Source organism: uncultured Phycicoccus sp., from assembly GCF_947495705.1.
Taxonomy (GTDB): Bacteria; Actinomycetota; Actinomycetes; order Actinomycetales; family Dermatophilaceae; genus Phycicoccus.
The window spans coordinates 243527-264559 of the sequence record NZ_CANLZR010000004.1; the positions used below are offsets into that span (position 1 = coordinate 243527).

Below are 21033 nucleotides of genomic sequence, written 5' to 3' on the forward strand. Positions count from 1 at the left end.
GGCCGTGAGCGACGACGCGACGCAGCCCGGCCCCGACACCCCCCTCGTCCGCCGCGAGGACGACGACCGGATCGCGGTCCTCACCCTGGACTCGCCGCACAACCGCAACGCGCTGTCGCGCCGGCTCGTCGCCGAGCTCACCGGCCACCTCGACGACCTCGCCGCCGACGAGGGGATCCACGGCGTGCTGCTCCGCTCGTCGCACCGGGTCTTCTGCGCCGGCGCCGACCTCAAGGAGGCGGCCACCGTCGACATGGTCGAGGCGGCGCGCGGCATCATCGGCGTCCAGCGGCGGCTCGCCGTGCTGCCGGTGCCCGTCGTCATCCGGCTCGACGGGCCGGTGCGGGCCGGGGGCCTGGGTCTGGTCGCCAGCGCGGACGTCGTCGTCTGCCGCGACGACGTGACGTTCGCGCTCACCGAGGTCCGGCTCGGGCTGGCCGCCGCCGTCATCTCGATCCCGCTGCGGCACCGGCTCACTGCGCGGGCCGCCGCCGACTGGTTCCTCACCGGCCGCGCCGTCACCGCCGCCGAGGCCCGCGCCGGGGGCCTGGTCACCCAGGTCGTCGACGAGGCGGGCATCGACGAGGCCGTCGCGGCCGTCCTGGACGACCTGCGAGCCGGAGCACGGCAGGGGCTGACCGCCGCCAAGCGGCTCCTCGGGGCCGACCTCGTCGCCGCGTTCGACGCCGACGGGGAGGCGATGGCGCGGCTGTCGGGTGAGCTCTTCCACTCCGCCGTCGCCCAGGAGCGGATGGCCGCCGCGCTGTCCCGGGGCGGCGCCGCGACCCCGTCGCGCCATGGCTGACGCCGCCCCGGCCCCCCGGCCGCTCGTCCACCTGACCCCGGAGACGGGGTGGGTCAACGACCCGCTCGGCCTGACCTGGAGCGGCGGGCGCTGGCACCTGTTCACCCAGTTCGTCCCGGACCAGGTCGAGTGGGCGGCGACGTGCCACTGGGCCCATGCCGTCAGCGACGACCTGCTCCGCTGGAGCCACCGCCCGGTCGCCCTGGCCCCCGGCGACGGGGACGGCGGGGTGTGGTCGGGCAGCGTCGTCCTGCCCCGCGACACCGCAGACGACGAGCCGGGTCCGCAGCTGTACTACACGGCGGTCGACGTCGAGGACGTCACCGTGGGCCGGGTCCGGGTCGCGACCCCGGTCGACGACTCCTGGGACCGCTGGGCCAAGGGGCCCGTCGTCGCCCAGTTGCCGCAGGGAGTGGAGGTCGACGCCTTCCGCGACCCGTTCGTCCTGCACGACGGGACGACGTGGCGGATGGTCCTCGGCGGCGGCCTGACCGACGGCACCGCCGTGGCGTTCACCTGGACCTCCCCGGACCGTCGCGAGTGGACCTTCGCCGGCGAGCTCGTGCGCCGGGCCACGACCGAGCGCGACCCGGTCTGGACCGGCGCCGGCTGGGAGTGCCCGGTGCTCGTGCCGCTCGACGGACGCTGGGTGCTCGTCGTGTCGGTCTGGGAGCCGGGCGCCCTGCACTGGGTCGGCTACGGCGTCGGTGACCTCGTCGACGGGCGGTTCGTCGCGACGGCGTGGGGCCGCCTCGGCTACGGGCCGTCGTACTACGCGTCGTCGACCTTCCGCGACCGGGAGGGCCGGCCCGGGCTCATCCACTGGCTGCGGGGTGTCGAGGACCCCGGCGGCCGGTGGGCCGGCGCCGCCAGCGTCCCGCAGGTCCTCACCCTGCGGGGGAACCGGCTGGTCGCCCGGCCCCATCCGGTCGCCACCGGCGGCAGCGTCGTCGGCACCGCGCACGAGGGGGCGCCGGTCGCGGTCCCGGAGGCGGCCTGGCTCACGTGGAGCCGGGGCTCCGCGCTGACCCTCACCGCCGGCGGCGTCCCGCTGCTGCGGCTCTCCCGGGAGGGCGACATCCTCGTCGTCGCCGATGACGCGCGGCACTTCGTCCCGCTGGACGGCGGGGACGAGGTCGGCATCCTCGTCGACCGGCTCGTCGTCGAGGTCTTCACCGACGGGGGCATCCTCGCCGTGCCGGTACCCCCGGCCGCCGACCTCGCCGTTGAGCCGACCGGGCCGGGACAGGTCGTGGTGCGCCAGGTCGGCTGACCGTGCGCACCGGTCGCGGCTGTCGGAGGCCGGGGGCATCGTGGGGGCATGACCTCCTCCGCAGCCCCCGCCCGGCCGCCGGCCCCGCACTGCACGATCGTGCCGCCCTACCTGCTGGCCGCGCTCGCGGCCTCGGGCGACCCGCGGGTCGCCGAGCCGGCGGTCGCCACGCTGCGGGTCGACGACCTCATCCGGCGCGGGCGGGTCACCGCCGAGCTGCGCCCCGGGCGGTCCGGCCCGCAGCCCGCGCTCGAGCCGGGCACCGGCGAGGGGCCGCAGCGCACCGTCTACGACGCCCAGCAGGGCACGAGCCTGCCCGGCACCGAGGTCCGTGGCGAGGGCGACCCGGCCACCGGCGACGAGGCCGTCAGCCAGGCCTACGACGGTCTCGGCGACACGTGGGCGCTGTGGCGGCAGGCGTACGGCCGCAGCTCCCTCGACGACAAGGGCCTGCCCCTCGTCGCGACGGTGCACTACGGGCGCGACTACGACAACGCCTTCTGGGACGGCCGTCAGATGGTGTTCGGCGACGGCGACGGCGTCGTCTTCCTCGGGTTCACCCGCAGCCTCGACGTCATCGGCCACGAGCTCGCCCACGGCGTCACCCAGTACACCTCCGGGCTCAACTACCAGGGCCAGTCCGGGGCGCTCAACGAGTCGGTGTCCGACGTGTTCGGGGTCCTCGTCAAGCAGCACGTCCTCGGCCAGAGCGCCGACCAGGCCGACTGGCTCGTCGGCGCCGAGCTGCTCGCGCCCGGGGTGCAGGGCATCGCCCTGCGGTCGATGGCCGCGCCCGGCACCGCGTACGACGACCCCCGCCTGGGCCGCGACCCGCAGCCCGCGCACATGCGCGACTACGTGTCGATGTCCGAGGACAACGGCGGTGTGCACGTGAACTCCGGCATCCCGAACAAGGCGTTCCACGACCTCGCCGTGGCGCTCGGCGGCAACGCCTGGGAGGTGCCCGGCCAGATCTGGTACGACACGATCGTCGGCGAGATCCGCGCCGACTGCGACTTCGTCACCTTCGCCGGGCTCACCCACGCGGCCGCGCGTGCCCGGTACGGCGACGGGTCCCGCGAGGCCGAGGCGGTGGCCGCGGCGTGGGCCGGGGTCGGGCTCGCGCTCGACGGCGCACCGGCCGGGGACGACGCGGGGGAGGTCGAGCCGCAGGTGCCCGAGACTCCGCAGGTGCCGCAGGCCCCCACCCCGGGCACCGAGGTCACCGTCCGGCGCACCGGCGGGATCGCCGGCATCGTCCGCGAGCGCACCGTGCCGCTGGCCGAGCTCCCCGACGCCGACAGCCACCAGTGGCGCACGCTGCTCGAGCAGGGCCGGCTGCGCCGCATCGCCGAGGCCGCCGACGACGCGTCCCGCACCCGGCCCGACGCGTTCTGCTACGGCGTCTCGTGCGCCCAGCCGGTGCTCGACGTCCAGCTCCCCGAGCCCGCGCTCACCGACGAGGTGCGCGACCTGCTCGAGCGCACGCTCAGCCCCGGCGGCGCGTAGGCGGGCACCGTCGCTCGGGCGTCAGGACCCGGTCAGCGTGGAGCGCAGCACCTGCTCCACGCGCTCGGCCTGCTCGGCGTCCCCGTGCGAGACGGTGATGAGCGCGACCCCACCCGGGCCCTTGACCCCCAGCTGGCGGCCGTACGCGGTCGTGCCGGCCACGTCGAGGCGGTAGACGGTGACGCGGCCCGGCCCCAGCGGCGTCGTCACGTCCAGCACGTCCTGCACGTCGGCGCCGATCGTCGTCAGGCCCGTGCGCATCTGCTCGGCGCTCGGCACCTCCTCGACGGGCGAGAGCTGCACGTTGATGTTCGGGGCGAAGTCCGCGGTCGGCGGCCCGAAGACCCCGAGGTCGGTGTTGCTCGCGGCGGCTCGGAACTGGCCGGCCGTGAGGTTCATGCCGTCGGCCGCCGCCTCCAGCTCGTCTGCGTCGGCCTGTTCGAGCAGGTCGGTGAAGTCGACGACCTCCCACGACTCGGGGACCGCGAAACGGATCCGGGCGCGGCCCGCCTCGACGACCGTCGTCCCGGCCGGTGCGCTCGCCGGCGCCTGGCCGGGCCCGTCCGGGGCGGACGGTGCCGCCGCCGAGGCCGCCGCTGAGGAGCCGGTCGAGGCGGGTCCGTCCGAGCCGAACCGGGCGACGAGACCGCACCCCGACAGCGCCAGCACGGCCGCGGTCGCAGCCGCCGTCCCGGCCGCCGGACGCCTCATCCACCCCATGCGCCGACGGTAGCCGAGCCGCCCGCGCGGCACCCCGGGTTCGGGGCGGATCGGCGGTCGGCGCCCCGTCGCGGGGAAGGGCGGTCAGGGCCGCTGGGGGGCCCGTCCGCGTGTGGGGAGTCGTCGGGCACCGGGAACCGGCCGGAAAATGCCCGCCACGGGCCTCCCAGCGGGTGATGCGTCCCATCTGACCGGTAGACTGGAGGCCGACACCGCGCCCCGGGTGAGTTCGCACCCGCGGGCGCGCGCCATGTGCCGTCCCGACCGTCGCGTCGGGCCGGCCCATCCTCGAAGGAGACCCGTGGCCGACCAGCCCGACCAGACCCCCGACGTGCCCGTGCAGCCCCCGGTCCCGGTGGCCGAGGGTCCCGCGTACGACGCGGGGTCCATCACGGTGCTCGAGGGCCTCGAGGCCGTCCGCAAGCGCCCCGGCATGTACATCGGCTCCACCGGCGAGCGCGGTCTGCACCACCTCGTCTGGGAGATCGTCGACAACGCCGTCGACGAGGCCCTCGCCGGGTACGCCGACACCATCGACGTCACCCTCATGGAGGACGGCGCCGTCCGGGTCAAGGACAACGGCCGCGGCATCCCCACCGACATCCACCCCACCGAGGGCGTCAGCGCCGTCGAGCTCGTCCTCACCCAGCTGCACGCCGGCGGCAAGTTCGGCGGCGGCGGCTACAAGGTGTCCGGCGGTCTGCACGGCGTCGGGTCCTCGGTGGTCAACGCCCTGTCCACCCGCCTCGACGTGTGCGTCCGGCAGAAGGGCTACGCCCACCGGATGAGCTTCCAGGGCGGGGTCGCGGTCAAGCCGCTCACCCGTGAGGAAGAGACCGACCGCACCGGCACGACCATCACGTTCTGGGCCAGCGAGGACATCTTCGAGACCACCCACTACGACTACGAGACGCTGCGCTCGCGCTTCCAGCAGTACGCCTTCCTCAACAAGGGGCTCACCATCACCCTCGTCGACGAGCGGGTGCCCGACGCCCCCGCCGCCGACGTCGACCTCGACGCGATCGACGAGGTCGAGCAGGTCGAGTCCACCGACGACGCCTCCGGCGAGACCCGCACGACGACCGCGAAGAAGGTCAGCTACCGCTACGACGACGGGCTCGTCGACTACGTCAACCACCTCAACGCGTCCAAGCGCACCGAGCCGGTGCACCCCGACGTCATCTCGATCGAGGTCGAGGACACCGAGCGGGCGCTGTCCCTCGAGCTCGCGATGCAGTGGACCACCTCGTACAGCGAGTCCGTCCACACCTACGCGAACACCATCAACACCCACGAGGGCGGCACCCACGAAGAGGGCTTCCGCGCGGCGCTGACCAAGCTGGTCAACGACTTCGCGCGCAAGCAGAACCAGCTCAAGGACAAGGACGACAACCTCACCGGCGACGACGCCCGCGAGGGCCTGACCGCCGTCATCTCCGTCAAGCTCGGCGAGCCCCAGTTCGAGGGCCAGACCAAGACCAAGCTCGGCAACTCCGAGGTCAAGGGCTTCGTCCAGCGCGCGATGACCGAGTCCTTCGGCGCGTGGCTCGACAGCCACCCGAACGAGGGCCGCGAGATCGTCCGCAAGGCGATCCAGGCGGCCACCGCCCGGCTCGCCGCGCGCAAGGCCCGCGAGGCCACCCGCAAGCGGGTGCTCGAGTCCGGCGGCCTGCCCGGCAAGCTGCGCGACTGCCAGGCCAAGGACCCGGCCGTCTCCGAGGTGTTCATCGTCGAGGGTGACTCCGCCGGCGGCTCCGCGGTCCGCGGCCGCAACCCGTACGCGCAGGCGATCCTCCCGATCCGCGGCAAGATCCTCAACGTCGAGCGGGCCCGCCTCGACAAGGCCCTGGCCAACCAGGAGGTCCAGGCGCTCATCTCGGCGTTCGGCACCGGCATCGGCGAGGACTTCGACCTCGAGAAGGCCAGGTACCACAAGATCGTGCTGATGGCCGACGCCGACGTCGACGGCATGCACATCCGCACCCTGCTGCTCACCCTGCTGTTCCGGTTCATGAAGCCGCTCATCGAGGCCGGGTACGTCTACCTCGCCCAGCCGCCGCTGTACCGGCTCAAGTGGTCCAACGCCCCGCACGAGTTCGCGTTCACCGACCGCGAGCGCGACGCCCTGGTCGCCGAGGGGCAGAGCAAGGGCCGCCGGCTGCCGAAGGACAACCCGATCCAGCGGTACAAGGGTCTCGGCGAGATGGACTACCAGGAGCTGTGGGAGACCACGATGGACCCCGACCAGCGGGTCCTGCTCCAGGTCACCCTCGACGACGCCGCCGCCGCCGACGAGATCTTCTCGGTCCTCATGGGCGAGGACGTCGAGTCCCGACGCTCGTTCATCCAGCGCAACGCCCGCGACGTCCGCTTCCTCGACATCTGAGGCTCCGGCCCGCACGCCCGTCCCACCGCACGACCACTGACGAAGGACCCCGATGACCGAGCAGCCGCCCGTCGAGACCGACCGCACGGAGCCGATCGACCTCAACGCCGAGATGCAGCGGTCGTACATCGAGTACGCGATGAGCGTCATCGTGAGCCGCGCGCTCCCCGACGTCCGCGACGGCCTCAAGCCGGTGCACCGCCGCGTGCTCTACGCGATGTACGACGGCGGGTACCGCCCCGACCGCGGCTTCAACAAGTGCAGCCGCGTCGTCGGCGACGTCATGGGCCAGTACCACCCGCACGGCGACAGCGCCATCTACGACGCCCTCGTCCGGCTCGTCCAGGACTGGTCGCTGCGCTACCCGCTCGTCCAGGGCCAGGGCAACTTCGGCTCCCCCGGTGACGACCCGGCCGCCGCGCCGCGGTACACCGAGTGCCGCATGGCGCCGCTGTCGATGGAGATGGTCCGCGACATCGAGCAGGAGACCGTCGACTTCAAGCCGAACTACGACGGCAAGACCCTCGAGCCCGAGGTCCTGCCCAGCCGCTTCCCCAACCTCCTCGTCAACGGCAGCTCCGGCATCGCCGTCGGCATGGCCACCCAGATCCCGCCGCACAACCTGCGCGAGGTCGCGGCCGCCGCCGAATGGGTGCTGCGCCACCCCGACGCCTCCCGCGAGGAGATGCTCGACGCGGTGATGCGCGAGATCCCCGGCCCGGACTTCCCCACCGGTGCGCTCATCATGGGCCACCAGGGCATCGAGGACGCGTACCGCACCGGCCGCGGCTCGGTCATCATGCGGGCGGTCGTCGAGGTCGAGGAGATCCAGGGCCGGCAGTGCCTCGTCGTCACCGAGCTGCCGTACCAGGTCAACCCCGACAGCCTCGCCCAGAAGATCGCCGAGCACGTCAAGGACGGCCGGCTCGGCGGCATCGCCGACATCCGCGACGAGACCTCGGGCCGCACCGGCCAGCGCCTCGTCATCGTGCTGCGCCGTGACGCCGTCGCGAAGGTCGTGCTCAACAACCTCTACAAGCACACCCAGCTGCAGACCTCGTTCGGCGCGAACATGCTCGCGCTCGTCGACGGGGTGCCGCGCACGCTGCCGATCGACGCGTTCATCCGGCACTGGGTCGACCACCAGATCGAGGTCATCCGCCGGCGCACCGAGTACCGGCTGCGCAAGGCGGAGGAGGAGATCCACATCCTCCGCGGCTACCTCAAGGCGCTCGACCTGCTCGACGAGGTCATCGCGCTCATCCGTCGCTCCCCCACCGTCGAGGAGGCCCGCGCCGGGCTCATCGCGCTGCTCGAGATCGACGAGATCCAGGCCAGCGCGATCCTCAACCTCCAGCTGCGCCGGCTCGCGGCCCTGGAGCGGCAGAAGATCATCGACGACCACGACAAGCTGCAGACCCAGATCGAGGACTTCACCGACATCCTCGCCCGCCCCCAGCGGCAGCGGGACATCGTCTCGGACGAGCTCGGCGCGATCGTCGAGAAGTTCGGCGACGAGCGGCGGACGACGATCATGCCGGGCGACGGCGACATGTCGATGGAGGACCTCATCCCCGAGGAGGACGTCGTCGTCACGATCACCCGGGGCGGCTACGCCAAGCGCACCCGGGTCGACGCGTACCGCTCGCAGCGCCGTGGCGGCAAGGGCGTGCGGGGCGCGTCGCTGCGCGGCGAGGACATGGTGTCGCACTTCTTCACGACCACCTCGCACCACTGGCTGCTGTTCTTCACCAACCTCGGCCGGGTGTACCGGGCCAAGACGTACGAGCTTCCGGACGCCGGGCGCGACTCCAAGGGCCAGCACGTCGCCAACGTCATGGCGTTCCAGCCCGGCGAGGAGATCGCCCAGGTGCTCGCCATCCGCACGTACGCCGATGCGCCGTACCTCGTCCTCGCGACCCGCAACGGCCTCGTGAAGAAGACCCGGCTCGCCGAGTACGACAGCCCCCGCACCGGTGGCCTCATCGCGGTCAACCTCCGCGACGGGGACGAGCTGGTCGGGGTCGGGCTCGTGGAGTCCGACGACGACCTGCTGCTCGTCTCCCGCAAGGGGCAGTCGGTGCGCTTCCACGCCGACGACGCGACGCTGCGCCCGATGGGCCGGGCCACCTCCGGGGTCACCGGCATGAAGTTCAAGGACGCCGACTCGCTGCTGTCGATGTCGGTGGTCACCGCCGGCACCGACCCCGACGTCTTCGTCGTCTTCGAGTCCGGGCTCGCGAAGCGCTCCAAGGTCCACGACTGGACGGTCAAGGGTCGGGCCATCTACGGCGTCGCCGTCGCGAAGCTGTCCGAGAAGGGCGGCGACCTGGTCGGCGCGCTGACCGTCGACGAGAACGACGAGGTGCTCGTCGTGTTCGAGCGCGGCAACATCGTCCGCTCGCGGGTCGACGAGGTGCGCCTCACCGGCCGCAACACGATGGGCGTCCAGTTCGCCAAGCCCGGCAAGAACGACGCGATCGTCGCGGTCACCCGCAACCCCGAGAAGGAGGTCGAGGAGGCCGTGGAGGCCGCCGAGGCCGAGGCCGAGGCAGCGGGCGACGCGGACGCGTCGGCGCAGGTCACGGGTGAGGTCGTCGTGGGCGAGGTCGTCGAGCAGTCCGGTGACGAGTCGGTCACGAGCGCTGAGACCCCGGGGGCCGAAGTGGCCGACGTGACGCCGGATGCCGTACCGTCGGACGACGACGAGTCCGACGCCGCAGGAGGCCGTGAGTGAGCACCGCAGACCACGCGGGGCGCCCGGTGCGCTCCTCGACGCCTCCCCGGCGCAGCCCGTCGCAGGGCGCCGACTCCGGGCGTTCGGGATCCGGGTCCGGCCCTGGCCGCGAGGGCGGGACCGTCCGTCGTGAGGCTGCTCCGTCCGGCCCGGCGCCGGCCCGTGACGCCTCGCAGCGCACGGCGGCCCTGCCGGCCAAGGGCCCCGCGGCCGGGCCCGTCCAGGAGGGTCCGGGCGGCCCGGTGCAGCGCCCGGCCGGTGCCGCCGGCGCTCCCCGTCGCATCTCGGCCCGGCGTGTGCGCCTGACCGTCTCGCGGATCGACCCGTGGTCGGCGATGAAGATGTCGTTCCTGCTGTCGGTGGCCCTCGGCATCGCGCTCGTCGTCATGACGGTCGTGCTGTGGACCGTCCTCGACGCGATGGGCGTCTTCGACCAGGTCAACGGCGTCGTCGGGCAGGTCATCCAGGACGACGGGCAGACGTTCGACATCCTCGACTTCGTCGGCTTCACCCGCGTGGTGTCGCTGTCGATCGTCATCGGGGTCGTCGACGTCATCCTGTTCACCGCCATCGCGACGCTCGCGGCGTTCCTCTACAACGTCTCGAGCGCCCTCGTCGGCGGTGTCAGCCTCACCCTCACCGACGACTGACCCGCGGCGCTCGCCCGTTTTGGGCGAGGTGGGTCGGGTGAGGTAATCTCGTGCACCGCGCCCTCCTCGACGGGGGGCGCCGCCGGTCGGCGAACGGGCCTATAGCTCAGACGGTTAGAGCGCTTCCCTGATAAGGAAGAGGCCACAGGTTCAAGTCCTGTTAGGCCCACCACCGACCCCTTCCCCCTCCAGGTAGGTGTTGTTCGTGAAGAAGCTCCTCGTCCTCCTCGCGTCGGCTGTCGGCGCGCTCGCGATCACGAAGCAGATCAAGGACAAGCAGGCCGAGAACCGGCTCTGGGCCGAGGCCACCGACTCGCCCCGCAGCTGATCCACCTGGTGCTGTGCGCCCGCGGGCAGCCGCGGGCCGGCGCACCCAGGGGCCATGGCGCAATTGGTAGCGCACCTGCTTTGCAAGCAGGGGGTTAGGGGTTCGAGTCCCCTTGGCTCCACCGCAGGTCAGAGGCCCTTTCCGCTCGTCGGGAGCGGCCTCTGACGCGTCTGTACCCCAGAGAAGTACTGCAGTGGGTCACGTACCGAGCCGGGAATGGAGCGCGCCGGCCTGAAGGCATCACCGGTCCATCCCCTTCTCCGGCGGGGTGGCAGCGGGAGCCAACCTTGCCTGGTCCCTGACCCAGCCTGGTCGAGGCGGGCATACGATCGCAAACGGGGGTCTCCACAGCTGCTTGACGGCACCGTCCCGCTGTATCAATCGCCGGAGGAGATGACGGGGCCGACGACTTGTGTGCAGAACTGCATGAAGTTGAGGCCCACCAGCGCCGATGCCGTAACCTCGGTCAATGTCGAAGCCAAACAGTGGCGCTCAAGAACCGGACGGCCGAGTTGGGTGGCGACTGGGCTGGCTGCTGGCGCTCATTGCCATCCTTACTCTGGTCGTGGGCGCAATCTTCTTCTTGCTCTTCGCGGCTTTAGTATCGGGGCCCAAGTGGGAGATTCTGCGGGACCCCAGACTGGTCCAGCTCTCTTCGGCCGAGCTGTACGACGTGACCCGGTCCACCTTGGCGGCGACGGGTCTCGTTGGCGCCGGCGTTGCTGGTGGCCTGGCCTTCCGGAGGCAAAGGACCAAGGAACTCGAGCATGTCCTAGCGGTCGCGCAGCATCGGCTCGGCAGCGACGAGAACGAGCGTTCCAAAGCGAGCGCACTCAGGCAGAGATTTGCGGACGCTGTCGACCACCTGGGTAGACCTGAGGCGGCCGTTCGCATTGCGGGCGTCTACGCCTTGGGACAGACGGCGGACGATTGGCTCGTGGCGGGCTCCCAACCCGGTGCCCAATCGTGCGTGGATGTCCTCTGTGCGTACTTGCGGATGCCTGAACACTCGCTCTCGGACGGATCCGTCGATCCAGCCGACGTCGAGGTTCGGGAAGCGGTGGCGCTTACCTTGGCTCGGCGCCTCAGCGCAAAGGCTAAGCACTCGTGGTCGCCACTTCACTACGATCTCAACGGGGCGGTGTTCACCTCGGGCCGATTTCTCTTCGAGGAGTCGAAATTCACAGGGTCCTTCACCATGACGGGCGCCCGGGTGCAGGGAAGCGCGCAGTTGATCTTCAGGAAGTGTCGCTTCGAGGGAGGGACGCACTTTGGCGAATTGACCGTCGGCAAGTCCGGCTTCGTTTGGTTCGAAAACGTCGAGTTCGTGGGCAGGGGAGGATTTAGGCAGCTACGGGTGGACGGAGGGAGCTTTGGGATAGTGAACAGTCACTTTGCACCTGGATCGGCAGCGCGGTTCACCCGCATGCGACTGAAGTCCGGCGTAGCCCGCTTCACGGGCACCCGCTTTGAGTCCCGCGTTACCGATTTCACGCATCTACAGTTGGATGGCGGTTGGTTGACGTTTAGGGAGGCGACTGTCCTAGCGGGAACTCTGAATCTCGATGACGCGGAGCGCCTCGCAGACCGAGAAGTCGCCAACTTCGAGCGCTTCCACTGCACCCCACAGGTGACCGTGCGTGGGAATCAAACTCTTTTGAAGGAGCGGGCCCCGGTGCCCAACCGACTTTCATTCGAGCCCCGGTGGATCTGGCGTCCTATGTAGTCTTAGAAACTGGACTCGTGTCGAACTATTCTCACGCACAGAATATGGCTTCGCATTAGGCAATGAACGGCGATTTTCTCAGCTAGGGCGGCCCTCGAAAGCCTGAAGATTAGGAAGTCCGTCGGTCCATCTGCACAGGAACATCTCTGGAGCAGCAGTACCCATCTCAGATCGTATTCCGCTCGCAACCAGCTGAGGGGAGGCATGTGCGTCACCAAAGACCACGCCTCTGAGGCATGCGCCGATGGGGAAGGACAGGGGTTTGTCCATCTCGATCTCTGAAAGGCTAAGGTCGATAGTGGCTAGACGAACCTCCATCTCGTCTGACCAGTCGGTGTTCTTGAGCATGTGTAGATCTGAGATGGTATAACGCTGGTCAAGAAAGTTCTCGAGCGCGTCATCCAACGCTGACTGATCTGCGAAGCTCCCAGCGAGTCCAATGGTTATAGGCACGTCCGCGTAACGGACCCGCCCCCAAGTCGTGTAGCGGCCAAGGCGAGCAGGCATGTTTCTCACGGCCTCCATGAGCGCCGCCGTCTCGAGCACTAAGCAGACTCCACGGTGAGAATCGGCGTAGTGGGCCCACATCGCCGCCCTGGCCCATCCGCGATGGAAGAGAAATCGCTCGGACTCTTCGGTAGTGGGGCGTCGGTCTTCTGTGAGCGAAAGCAACCTGGCGGAACGGCGCAGGACACTATCGACATGGAGCATGAGTGCCTCTGTGTGGTATGACCCTGAAGCACGCAGTTCACCCCGCGGCACCCATTGCCTAGCCTCTCGTGGATCGTTCATCTGCGACCAGGCGTTCATTCGCAGAGCGCGGCTCTGAATGGTATGGAGGAGCCCGTCTGGCGCTAGGTATCGGAACAGATACGCCGGTAGAGCCTCGTCATGCGGAGAATTCGCTGGCTCTCTTGGGTCGCTCAACCAGTCATAGAGGTTGCTCATACTCCAAGATACTGAGGAGCACACTGATCCACCTACGGCCCATCATCGATGCGGCAGGGCATCTGTGCTTCTCCCGCCACTCGAGCGCAGACGGCACCTCTCCATCAAACGGCTCCCTGCCCGAACCTATTCGGTAGCCGAGAAGTCGACCGCTGACCTCCGGCCCAGTTCAAAGCAGCGCAGGGTCGTACGACCAGCAACTTGGAGTGGGGGCGAATCGCGTCGGGACCGACGGGGGGAGGTGACTTGCGCTCAAGTCGCCAACTCCTGACCGAGGCTCTTCAGTGCCTCTCGGGTCGACGTCGACGAGACCTGTGAGTAGATCTCCATCGTGAGCGCGATGCGGCTGTGCCTGAGTACGGCGATGGCCACCCGCGGGTGGACATCGAGTGCGACGAGGAGGCTCGCGCAAGTCCGCCAAGTTGAGTGAATGGGGACGACCAACACGCCGGCCTCGGCGGCCCTGAGCTTGAAGTCGCGGTGGAAATTGCGTGGGTCCACCGGATCGCCGAGCCGGCTCGTGAAGACCAAGCCGCAGTCGCCCCACATGTCGCCGGCCGCGAGCTGCCGCCTAGCCTCCTCGACACGATGCCGCTCGAGTGCGCTGACCGCGATCTCCGGCAGCGGTAGCGGCGCATCCGAGGACGGGGTCTTCGTGTGGCGCCGGAGCAGCGAGTGGTCGACCCGCTGAACCTGCCACGCGATGAGCGCCTCGCCCTGCTCGAGGTCGACGTCCTCCCATGCCAACCCGAGCATCTCCCCGCGCCGCAGCCCGAGGGTGAGCAGCGGGACGTACCCGGCGTACAACGGATCACCATCCGCGCGCGCCGACTCGAGGAACCGCCGCGCCTCGTCGACGGTCCACACCGGCATCTTCTTCGACCGCGGCATGGATACGCGTACCAGCGCGGCAACGTTGCGGAAGACGAGCCCTTCGCGCATCGCCTGGGTCAGCGCACCGCGCAGGACTCGCCACGCCTGGTGGACCGTCCAGTCCGACGCGACCTCATGGCAGTGCGCGCCGAGGGCACAGCACTGCGGCTCCGGCCGCGCGGCATCCTTGCCCTGGGAGCAGCACTGACACCGCACGCGCAGCCCGTTGACCCACACTTGGACGTCGCGGACCATCAGCTTGTCGAGCTTGCCGTCGCCGAGATCCGGGACGATATACAGCCGCGAGAACATCTCGTAGTTCGGGGTGGTGGCCGGCGACAGGTTCGGCCGCACCGTCTCCTAGCCGTTCACCTCGAAGACCCTGTTCCCGTTCGAGTCCTCGATCCAGAAGTCGTCTCCGATCGCGAAGATCTTCTCGCATCTGGAACGTGGGTCCGTCGAGTCCGTGGTGTCGCAGTCCCATCACGCCTGTCCCTTCACCGACGAGCGCATGTCACGCGGCCTGCGCCACCATCGAGTAGTGCTCCTCGCGGGTGCAGCCGCGAGGCGCGAACTCCTCAGAGCGGGGCGCACCCAGGCATGAAGACCACAGCCCTGCAGTGGTGTTCACCTCCAGGGCCTCCGGCAATGTTGCTGCCCGGCTAGGTGAGTGTCCGCTGCAATGCTTTGGTGCCACACCCCTATGAATCGATCTGGAGATGCGGAACCCGATTCTCAAGACCAAGGCGGTGTCCCCCGGACGCGCAGGCAGGAAGGTCGGCGTAGGAGGACCAGGAGGCGTGCCCATTGCGGGTCACGCGCGGTGAGGCGCAGCGACCCCTACTATTGGTCTGGGAGCAGAGAGGGGCGCCATGGCCGACCAATCCGCGGCCTCGTCAGCCTTGCTTCAGAGCCGCTCGTGGAGAACCCGGCACAGTGCTTGGCTGCTAGCCGTGATACTTGGCTTCGGGTTCGTCTCGTTCGTCGGCTTCTTGTACTGCGCGCTTCGGGTTCGGTCTAGGAAGTGGTGGTTCCGGGCAGGCGTCACCTTCGCTGTGACGGTGCCCGGCTGGCTTGTTGTGAGCGTGTTCGAGTCGACTGAAGAACAGCGCGGCGACATGCTTCGAGTCGTTCCCGAGGACTACCTGATCATCCTCTGGATCGTGCTGACCGGATACGGACTAGTCGTGAACCGCGACTACCTCAGGTGGCGCGCGGCACTGCAGGCAGGTCAGCACGGCAGTTCGCGTCCCGCTGCTCCCCAGGGTGCTGGATTGGCCCCGCCACCTGTCGGCCGGGTCGATGCACCGCCAGTTGGTCCGCCGCCTTCGACGCCACCGTTTGATCCGGGCGGCCGTGTCATCGACCTCTAGTGTTGCGCCCGGTCCCCGGAACCAAACCGGGCATTGACTCGTCCTACGGCGCCAAGGTCGGGTCGAGGGGGCAGGAGGTCGGCTGGATGCCGCACTCACCTGGCTGCGCGTGCAACGACGGGAATGTCGGCAGGTGCCATACAATGACGCGAATTGGGCCTTGCACACGAATGCCCGGTGGGATGCGGATGCGCCGCGGAGCGGCCGAACTACACAAGCAGACGGACTTGGCCATGGGTGGGACGCGGAGCAGGCATCATGGGCGGTGCCCAGCCGGCAGTTCGCCGGACAGCCAGGTCGGTGGAGGAGATCCTTGATGGCCCCACATGCCCAGATGTCGTTTCAGGACAACCTGGCGCAGTTGCTGAGGGCCAGGTTCCCTGTGCTCTACATCGAGTCCTTCGAGGAAGCTCGGGTGCTGGGTGAGATCAATGCCGTCGCCTCCAACGTCGAGCTATCGCGAACTGTGCGCCCGGTCCACGTTTGGAGTGTCACGCGCGGTTTCACGGAGCCCGGCGGATCCGCTGCAGCCGGAACCGTCGAGCCCGCTCAGGCGCTGGACTGGGTGCTCCGCAACGATCAGCCTGGCGTGTTCATCTTCGTAGACCTGCACGCCCACCTGGGGGATGACCGGCGTCCCGCCGACCCGAACGTGTTGCGCCGACTGAGGGAGGTCGCACACGCTTTCCAGTCGGGCCCGGCACCTCGAACCCTGATCATCCTCGCGCCGCTGCTGCGAATTCCGCCGGAACTCGAGAAGGACATCACGCTTCTCGACTTCCCACTTCCGACCGAGGCGGAGATCCGAACCGTCCTGGACCAGATGATCGACGCCAACACCGCTAACAACTCGCGCTTGCGTATCGAAGTCGACAACATCGGCCGTGAGCGGCTTGCGAAGGCCGCCCTTGGCCTGACCCTGAATGAGGCTTCAAATGCGTTCGCGCGAGCCATGGTGAACGACGGCGTTCTGTCCGACGACGACGTCCACGTCGTGATGGAGGAGAAAAAGCAGACGGTTCGCAAGGGAGGGATTCTCGAGTTCGTCGACGCGGACGTGGACCTCGATGCCGTTGGCGGCCTCCAGAATCTGAAGAGGTGGCTGGCGAAGCGCAACAACTCATGGCTCGACGAGGCAGCCGCCTACGGGATCCCGGCCCCAAAGGGGGTCCTGATGACCGGAGTGCCGGGCTGTGGCAAGTCTTTGACCGCCAAGGCGATCGCGGCGGGATGGGAGCTCCCGCTGCTCCGACTCGACGTCGGCAAGGTCTTTGCAGGTGTGGTCGGTTCGAGCGAGCAGAACATGCGCTCCGCAATCAGGACGGCTGAGGCCGCCTCGCCCTGCATCTTGTGGCTCGATGAGATCGAGAAGGGGTTCTCCGGAATCGGAGGTTCTGGGGACTCCGGAACCTCGACGCGGGTTTTCGGGTCGTTCCTGACGTGGATGCAGGAGAAGACCGCCACCGTCTTCGTCATCGCCACAGCAAACAAGGTGGACGGACTTCCGCCCGAGTTTCTGCGCAAGGGGCGCTTCGACGAGATCTTCTTCGTGGACCTACCCACGGACCCCGAGCGACGCGACATCTGGCGACTCCATCTCAACAAGAAGCTGGCCAGGTCGCAGGCCGGAGGGCTTCCTGTCACCGAGGCCCTGCTCTTCCAGCTTTCGGACGTCACCGAAGGATTCGCCGGAGCGGAGATCGAGCAGTTGGTTGTCGCGGGGATGTTCGATGCATTCTCGGAGCGTCGCGCGGTCACGTACGAGGACCTGATCCGGGCTGTCCGCAACATGGTTCCCCTCAGCCAGACCCAGGCTGAACAGATTGCTGCCGTTCGTGCGTGGGCGGCAGACCGCGCCGTTGCGGCGACTGCCCCGGAGGACATGTCGGGGTACACGACAGCAGTTCCGACACCCGCAGGGCGCCCGAGTCCGGGAGGCACGCAGAGCGACGGGCACATCTCGCCGCCGCTGCCCGCGGAGGGGCTGTCTAGGGGCGGCAGGATGGTCGACTTCTGATGAGCGTCTCCATTGTCCTCGTCCCGCTGGCGATCGCAGCAGTCGCTTCGTGGCGGGCCTCGCGGTCCGAGACCGACCCTCAGGGTCGGACCTATTGCCAAGTCGGCACCCGCATGCGGGACATGACGTTGCTTGCGGCGGCACTCGCCGAAACCCGCGCGGCAGTCACCGCCGAGGGTGAGATGCTGGTGGCCGACTGGTCAGGTGTCCGAGCGGAGTTCTCGCGTGATGCGAACGGCATTTGGCAGGCGAACTTCACAGGCGACGTTGACGAAGCAAGGGCCGTCGGCATCGTCAGCGCGATCGATCAGGCGTACGGCCTCCAGGTCCAGCGCGCGGTCGTCGAGAAGCTGAAGCGCCGCGCTCCAGGCGCAGGCATGTCGGTGGTTTCCGAACGTACTGAGGACGATGCGTCAATGACACTCATCCTCGAAGTGGGGGAACGCCCATGAGCGAGCAAATCATCGTCCGGATTCGCCCCGACGGGACTATTCAGGCCGAGACCAAAGGCATCAAAGGACCCAAGTGCCTCGCTAGCCTTGACCTCCTCGAGCAGTTACTCGACGCGGAAGTCGAGTCGAGCGCCTTCACAGACGAATACACGCAAACCGAAGCAGCGAGCAAGAATGAGATCGACGATGAACTATCCCAACGCTAGTCCGAGCCCAGCGAACCCGCTGGCAGACAAGAGCTGGCGCTTGCGCCACAGCGCCTGGCTTCTTGCCCCCATCCTAGGTTGCGGAATGCTCTCTTTCGTTGGCTTCGTCTATGTCGCCATCCGCGTCCAGACCAAGAAGTTCTGGATTGCTGCCACCGTCGGCTGCGTGGGCTCTGCAGCCGTGTGGATCATCATGGCGCTGGCTGGTGACCTTCAGGAGTCCAGTCAGGCAGCTGGCACGGCCGACGGCACGAGCACGACGAGCGATCTCGGTGCGGGTGTGGCTGTGGCGGTCTGGGCCGGACTCCTGGTGTACGCGGTGGTGCTGAACCGCGACTACCTGCGCTGGCGGGCCGGCCGGTCCGAGTCAAACGCCTGGTACAACCAGCCGGTGGGGAACGCTGCCGGCACGAACGTGGCGTACGTCGCACCGCCGTCGCAGGCACCAGATTTCCTTGGGATCGACCAGAACGACTACTTCGCGACACCGGCCCAGCCAAAGGCCCAGCCTCCGTCGGCACCAAAGCCGCCCGCGCCGTGGCGGCCAGCAACACCCGTCCCGCCGGTCGCTCAGGCTCCTACCGCAGGCCCTGCTGGTCCCGTCGATGTGAACACCGCAACTGCGGCGACGCTGGCATCGAGCCTGGGAATCGATCCTTCCCTTGCCGCTCGGGTTGTGGCCATCAGGGATAGTCGCGGCGGGTACGCGACGCTGGACGAGTTGGTCACGACCGCTGGACTTCAACCACATGAGCTCCTCAAGTTCAGCGGCAGGGTCACGTTGGGACAGGCCGAGCGCTCCACATCCCCCCAGACCTCGACGCCGCCGACGCCGAACAAGGACCGTCCCGGTGGGCGAATCATTGATATCTGACGTCGTGATCCGAGTCGCAGATGTCGTCCCCACGACAACTGCCGAAGGCCCCGGGCGGCGCTATGCAATCTGGGTCCAAGGCTGCACGATCCGCTGTGATGGCTGCTTCAACCCGCACATGTGGTCCAAGACCGGCGGCGCCCTTAGATCCGTGGGTGAGCTGTTGGCACGGATCGAGGCGGTCGATGTCGAAGGGATTACCCTGCTCGGCGGCGAGCCATTCGAACAAGGGCATGCGCTGAGTGTTCTGGGCGAGGCAGTTCAACGGCGAGGACTCTCGGTCATGACGTTCACCGGATACGACTACGACCACCTAACTGGTAGAGATGCACCCGACGAAGCCCAGGCACTGCTCGGCGCTACCGACCTGCTGGTGACCGGGCCCTACGTCGCGGAAAGCCCGGACTTGGTTCGCCCATGGGTGGGGTCGACCAACCAGGAGTTCCACTTCCTCACCGAGCGCTACGGCCATCTCCAGGAGCATCTCGTCGACCTGCGAGACCGCGTTGAAGTCCGGGTTGCGCCCGATGGCGCAGTGGCAGTGAACGGCTGGGCAGGTGTCGCTCAGCTCGACGATCTCCTGGAAGACCTGGGCCGACCAGTCGGTCGGGGGCGAGTTCGGTAGTCTTCCATCAGGCAACGCGGCGGGTGAGTTGACCAGTACCTCAGGACTTTGCCGGTGATAACCGGGCGACTGTCGACCCACTCAGCCACCGCGAGCTCGACGATGTGCACAAGCGCCACGCCTAGGACCTACTGCGGGGGTCACCAATTGGCAGACCTGCTTCCGATCTTCATTCTGGATCGTCATGGAGTGAATATTGAACCGGGCGTTCTAGATAGGAGTCTCCGCCCGGCTGCCGGTGCCGCCAAGTTGGAGGCGTGGGCGGTGCTCAAGCGCCTCTGCCGATGGGAACAAGAGGTCGGCCGGCCGCTTCTAAGTGAGCGCGCTCGCGCCGCCCGGGGACCAGATTGAGGCGAGCCCTGGAGATCGCCCGGGACACCGTGTGGACCCTTCTTCCGTGGGGATTCCGGCTAGGTAGGGATCGAAGTGGGCACCCACCCGGGTGAGCGCGCGGACTTCACCGGGCGAGCGGAGAGCGGGGCCCCGAGCCCCGAGCCCCGACTCCAGGTCGGTCGGTCGGTGAGCATCCCAGAATATTCAGGCAGAAAGGTCGGGACAGGGACGTCTTGTCGCTGCCCTTCGGGAGAGCAACCGCAGCTCGAGCGGAGCGGCCGGTCTACGACCGAGGTTCGGGTGATTCACATCGGTTGCTTGTGAACCGATCCAATTGCTGTGCAAGCGAATCCCGCGCCTCGTTGGTCACGGAAGGAAGCCCCTCGGTGTAACGGCGGCTGACTACCTTGGCGTCGAGAGGGCGCCCTGCCGAGATGTCATCGAGCGCACGTCTTACCGTGGCGAGCCGGCTTCTTCGCGTGGCGAAGAACCGTTCGCTGGTCACGAACCAGTTGAGGAGTTCGGTGTCCACAGGCATGGGCAGGGAGGCCGGCTCCGGCAGCAGCGCCCATGCCGCCTCGACGATCGGTTCCAGGTCGGGGTTGACGGGGGCTGATCGGTATACCTGCCACGAGACGCTCTGGAGAGTGCGTTGTACCAGCCCACCCTCACGATCCGTGAGCTTGGCAACTTGACCTGGCAGCCACACCAGGTTCGGTACGAACGAGTTCAGTAGTGGGCGGCGGCTGGCCAGTGCCCCAGCATCCGTACACGTGCGCCACACGTGGGCCGCGACGAACTCGGTGGCCATCCTTCGACCATTGAGGTGCGGCTGGCGAGACGCCCGGATGGCCAGCGAACGCGGGAGTGCCTTGACCAGCGAGTTGTCGTCGCGGAAGTACCCCTGTGGGTTGGGCGCACCCCACTGATCCGGTCGGCCAGCCCCTGCCCGGCAAGTTGGATCTCGAACCACCCAGGGCAGGAGAACGGGGAACTGGGCGTAGGCGTCAAGCGGCAACCACACGCCCATTGAGACCAGCATGAGCTGGGGGACGTGACCATAGGCCGCGTCATCGTCGGCGAAGAGGTCTAGGAGGAATCGGTAGAGAAGGTCGTCGCCGTGGACAACCTTGGGATTCGGCGGCAACGTCATCTCCGATCCGTCGGGTATGCCTCGAAAGGTAGTGCAGTTGAAGGG

18 protein-coding genes and 2 tRNA genes are annotated in these 21033 nt (G+C 68.4%); 16 read left to right on the forward strand and 4 right to left on the reverse strand.

Going from position 1 to position 21033, the window contains the following annotated elements; all coding sequences use genetic code 11:
* The first annotated feature begins 4 nt into the window (after positions 1–4).
* Genes Q0963_RS08215 through Q0963_RS08225 form a run of 3 tightly spaced genes read left to right on the forward strand, consistent with a single transcriptional unit; the run spans position 5 to position 3587 of the window.
* Complete coding sequence (locus Q0963_RS08215) at positions 5–805, forward strand: enoyl-CoA hydratase-related protein (RefSeq protein ID WP_299444925.1); 801 nt, start codon at positions 5–7, stop codon at positions 803–805.
* Entirely contained in the window at positions 798–2078 is a 1281-nt protein-coding gene (locus Q0963_RS08220; protein WP_299444926.1) for a glycoside hydrolase family 32 protein, read from the forward strand. Before Q0963_RS08215 ends, Q0963_RS08220 begins: the two co-directional genes overlap by 8 nt.
* A 48-nt stretch (positions 2079–2126) precedes the next feature.
* Positions 2127–3587, forward strand: a complete 1461-nt coding sequence (locus tag Q0963_RS08225; protein WP_299444927.1) for a protealysin inhibitor emfourin — start codon at positions 2127–2129, stop codon at positions 3585–3587.
* 21 nt (positions 3588–3608) lie between these two features.
* On the opposite strand, the gene Q0963_RS08230 is transcribed toward Q0963_RS08225, so the two are convergent.
* On the reverse strand, positions 3609–4307 hold the full coding sequence (locus Q0963_RS08230) for a hypothetical protein (RefSeq protein WP_299444928.1): 699 nt from the start codon (positions 4305–4307) through the stop codon (positions 3609–3611).
* Between the two features lie 301 nt (positions 4308–4608).
* Here Q0963_RS08230 and gyrB point away from each other — a divergent pair, with 301 nt between their 5' ends.
* The 7 genes from gyrB (at position 4609) to Q0963_RS08265 (ending at position 12134) form a co-directional block, all read left to right on the forward strand.
* Positions 4609–6693, forward strand: a complete 2085-nt coding sequence (gyrB, locus tag Q0963_RS08235; RefSeq protein WP_299444929.1) for a DNA topoisomerase (ATP-hydrolyzing) subunit B — start codon at positions 4609–4611, stop codon at positions 6691–6693.
* Positions 6694–6745: 52 nt separating this feature from the next.
* Positions 6746–9430, forward strand: coding sequence for a DNA gyrase subunit A (gyrA, locus tag Q0963_RS08240; protein WP_299444930.1), 2685 nt, complete (start codon positions 6746–6748; stop codon positions 9428–9430).
* Entirely contained in the window at positions 9427–10080 is a 654-nt protein-coding gene (locus tag Q0963_RS08245; RefSeq protein WP_299444931.1) for a DUF3566 domain-containing protein, read from the forward strand. Before gyrA ends, Q0963_RS08245 begins: the two co-directional genes overlap by 4 nt.
* A 95-nt stretch (positions 10081–10175) precedes the next feature.
* Positions 10176–10252, forward strand: a tRNA-Ile gene (locus Q0963_RS08250).
* 33 nt (positions 10253–10285) lie between these two features.
* Positions 10286–10408 carry a DLW-39 family protein gene (locus Q0963_RS08255; RefSeq protein ID WP_299444932.1) on the forward strand — a complete coding sequence of 41 codons (123 nt, stop codon included), beginning with the start codon at positions 10286–10288 and terminating at the stop codon, positions 10406–10408.
* Positions 10409–10456: 48 nt separating this feature from the next.
* Positions 10457–10529: transfer RNA gene (locus Q0963_RS08260), tRNA-Ala, on the forward strand.
* A 348-nt stretch (positions 10530–10877) separates the two neighbouring features.
* Positions 10878–12134, forward strand: a complete 1257-nt coding sequence (locus tag Q0963_RS08265) for a hypothetical protein (RefSeq protein WP_299444933.1) — start codon at positions 10878–10880, stop codon at positions 12132–12134.
* Between the two features lie 78 nt (positions 12135–12212).
* On the opposite strand, the gene Q0963_RS16555 is transcribed toward Q0963_RS08265, so the two are convergent.
* Positions 12213–13082, reverse strand: coding sequence for a DUF2971 domain-containing protein (locus Q0963_RS16555; protein ID WP_367180041.1), 870 nt, complete (start codon positions 13080–13082; stop codon positions 12213–12215).
* 252 nt (positions 13083–13334) lie between these two features.
* The gene (locus Q0963_RS08275) at positions 13335–14309 is read right to left on the reverse strand and encodes a site-specific integrase (protein ID WP_299444934.1); all 975 of its coding nucleotides are present in this window, start codon (positions 14307–14309) and stop codon (positions 13335–13337) included.
* A gap of 599 nt (positions 14310–14908) precedes the next feature.
* Between Q0963_RS08275 and Q0963_RS08280 the strand changes: the two genes are divergently transcribed.
* The 6 genes from Q0963_RS08280 (at position 14909) to Q0963_RS08305 (ending at position 19502) form a co-directional block, all read left to right on the forward strand.
* Positions 14909–15328 (forward strand): hypothetical protein, encoded by a 420-nt coding sequence (locus Q0963_RS08280; RefSeq protein WP_299444935.1) that lies wholly within the window; start codon positions 14909–14911, stop codon positions 15326–15328.
* Positions 15329–15644: 316 nt separating this feature from the next.
* Positions 15645–17345, forward strand: coding sequence for an AAA family ATPase (locus Q0963_RS08285; RefSeq protein WP_299444936.1), 1701 nt, complete (start codon positions 15645–15647; stop codon positions 17343–17345).
* Positions 17345–17797: a hypothetical protein gene (locus Q0963_RS08290; RefSeq protein WP_299444937.1), complete on the forward strand. Its 453-nt coding sequence runs from the start codon at positions 17345–17347 to the stop codon at positions 17795–17797. The genes Q0963_RS08285 and Q0963_RS08290 overlap by 1 nt, the downstream gene beginning before the upstream one ends.
* Positions 17794–18003 (forward strand): DUF2997 domain-containing protein, encoded by a 210-nt coding sequence (locus tag Q0963_RS08295; RefSeq protein ID WP_299444938.1) that lies wholly within the window; start codon positions 17794–17796, stop codon positions 18001–18003. Before Q0963_RS08290 ends, Q0963_RS08295 begins: the two co-directional genes overlap by 4 nt.
* 85 nt (positions 18004–18088) lie before the next feature.
* Positions 18089–18877: a helix-hairpin-helix domain-containing protein gene (locus tag Q0963_RS08300; RefSeq protein ID WP_299444939.1), complete on the forward strand. Its 789-nt coding sequence runs from the start codon at positions 18089–18091 to the stop codon at positions 18875–18877.
* A 4-nt stretch (positions 18878–18881) separates the two neighbouring features.
* Positions 18882–19502 (forward strand): 4Fe-4S single cluster domain-containing protein, encoded by a 621-nt coding sequence (locus tag Q0963_RS08305; RefSeq protein ID WP_299445009.1) that lies wholly within the window; start codon positions 18882–18884, stop codon positions 19500–19502.
* Positions 19503–20118: 616 nt separating this feature from the next.
* On the opposite strand, the gene Q0963_RS08310 is transcribed toward Q0963_RS08305, so the two are convergent.
* On the reverse strand, positions 20119–20988 hold the full coding sequence (locus Q0963_RS08310; RefSeq protein ID WP_299444940.1) for a hypothetical protein: 870 nt from the start codon (positions 20986–20988) through the stop codon (positions 20119–20121).
* Positions 20989–21033: the final 45 nt, after the last annotated feature.

What these genes read in the sequence shown, in the direction of transcription:
- Q0963_RS08220 (WP_299444926.1), top strand. Translation starts at nt 798, where the DNA reads ATGGCTGACGCCGCCCCGGCCCCCCGGCCGCTCGTCCACCTGACCCCG.
- Q0963_RS08225 (WP_299444927.1), top strand. Translation starts at nt 2,127, where the DNA reads ATGACCTCCTCCGCAGCCCCCGCCCGGCCGCCGGCCCCGCACTGCACG.
- Q0963_RS08230 (WP_299444928.1), bottom strand. Translation starts at nt 4,307, where the DNA reads ATGGGGTGGATGAGGCGTCCGGCGGCCGGGACGGCGGCTGCGACCGCG.
- gyrA (WP_299444930.1), top strand. Translation starts at nt 6,746, where the DNA reads ATGACCGAGCAGCCGCCCGTCGAGACCGACCGCACGGAGCCGATCGAC.
- Q0963_RS08265 (WP_299444933.1), top strand. Translation starts at nt 10,878, where the DNA reads ATGTCGAAGCCAAACAGTGGCGCTCAAGAACCGGACGGCCGAGTTGGG.
- Q0963_RS16555 (WP_367180041.1), bottom strand. Translation starts at nt 13,082, where the DNA reads ATGAGCAACCTCTATGACTGGTTGAGCGACCCAAGAGAGCCAGCGAAT.
- Q0963_RS08285 (WP_299444936.1), top strand. Translation starts at nt 15,645, where the DNA reads ATGGCCCCACATGCCCAGATGTCGTTTCAGGACAACCTGGCGCAGTTG.
- Q0963_RS08290 (WP_299444937.1), top strand. Translation starts at nt 17,345, where the DNA reads ATGAGCGTCTCCATTGTCCTCGTCCCGCTGGCGATCGCAGCAGTCGCT.
- Q0963_RS08295 (WP_299444938.1), top strand. Translation starts at nt 17,794, where the DNA reads ATGAGCGAGCAAATCATCGTCCGGATTCGCCCCGACGGGACTATTCAG.
- Q0963_RS08300 (WP_299444939.1), top strand. Translation starts at nt 18,089, where the DNA reads ATGCTCTCTTTCGTTGGCTTCGTCTATGTCGCCATCCGCGTCCAGACC.
- Q0963_RS08310 (WP_299444940.1), bottom strand. Translation starts at nt 20,988, where the DNA reads ATGACGTTGCCGCCGAATCCCAAGGTTGTCCACGGCGACGACCTTCTC.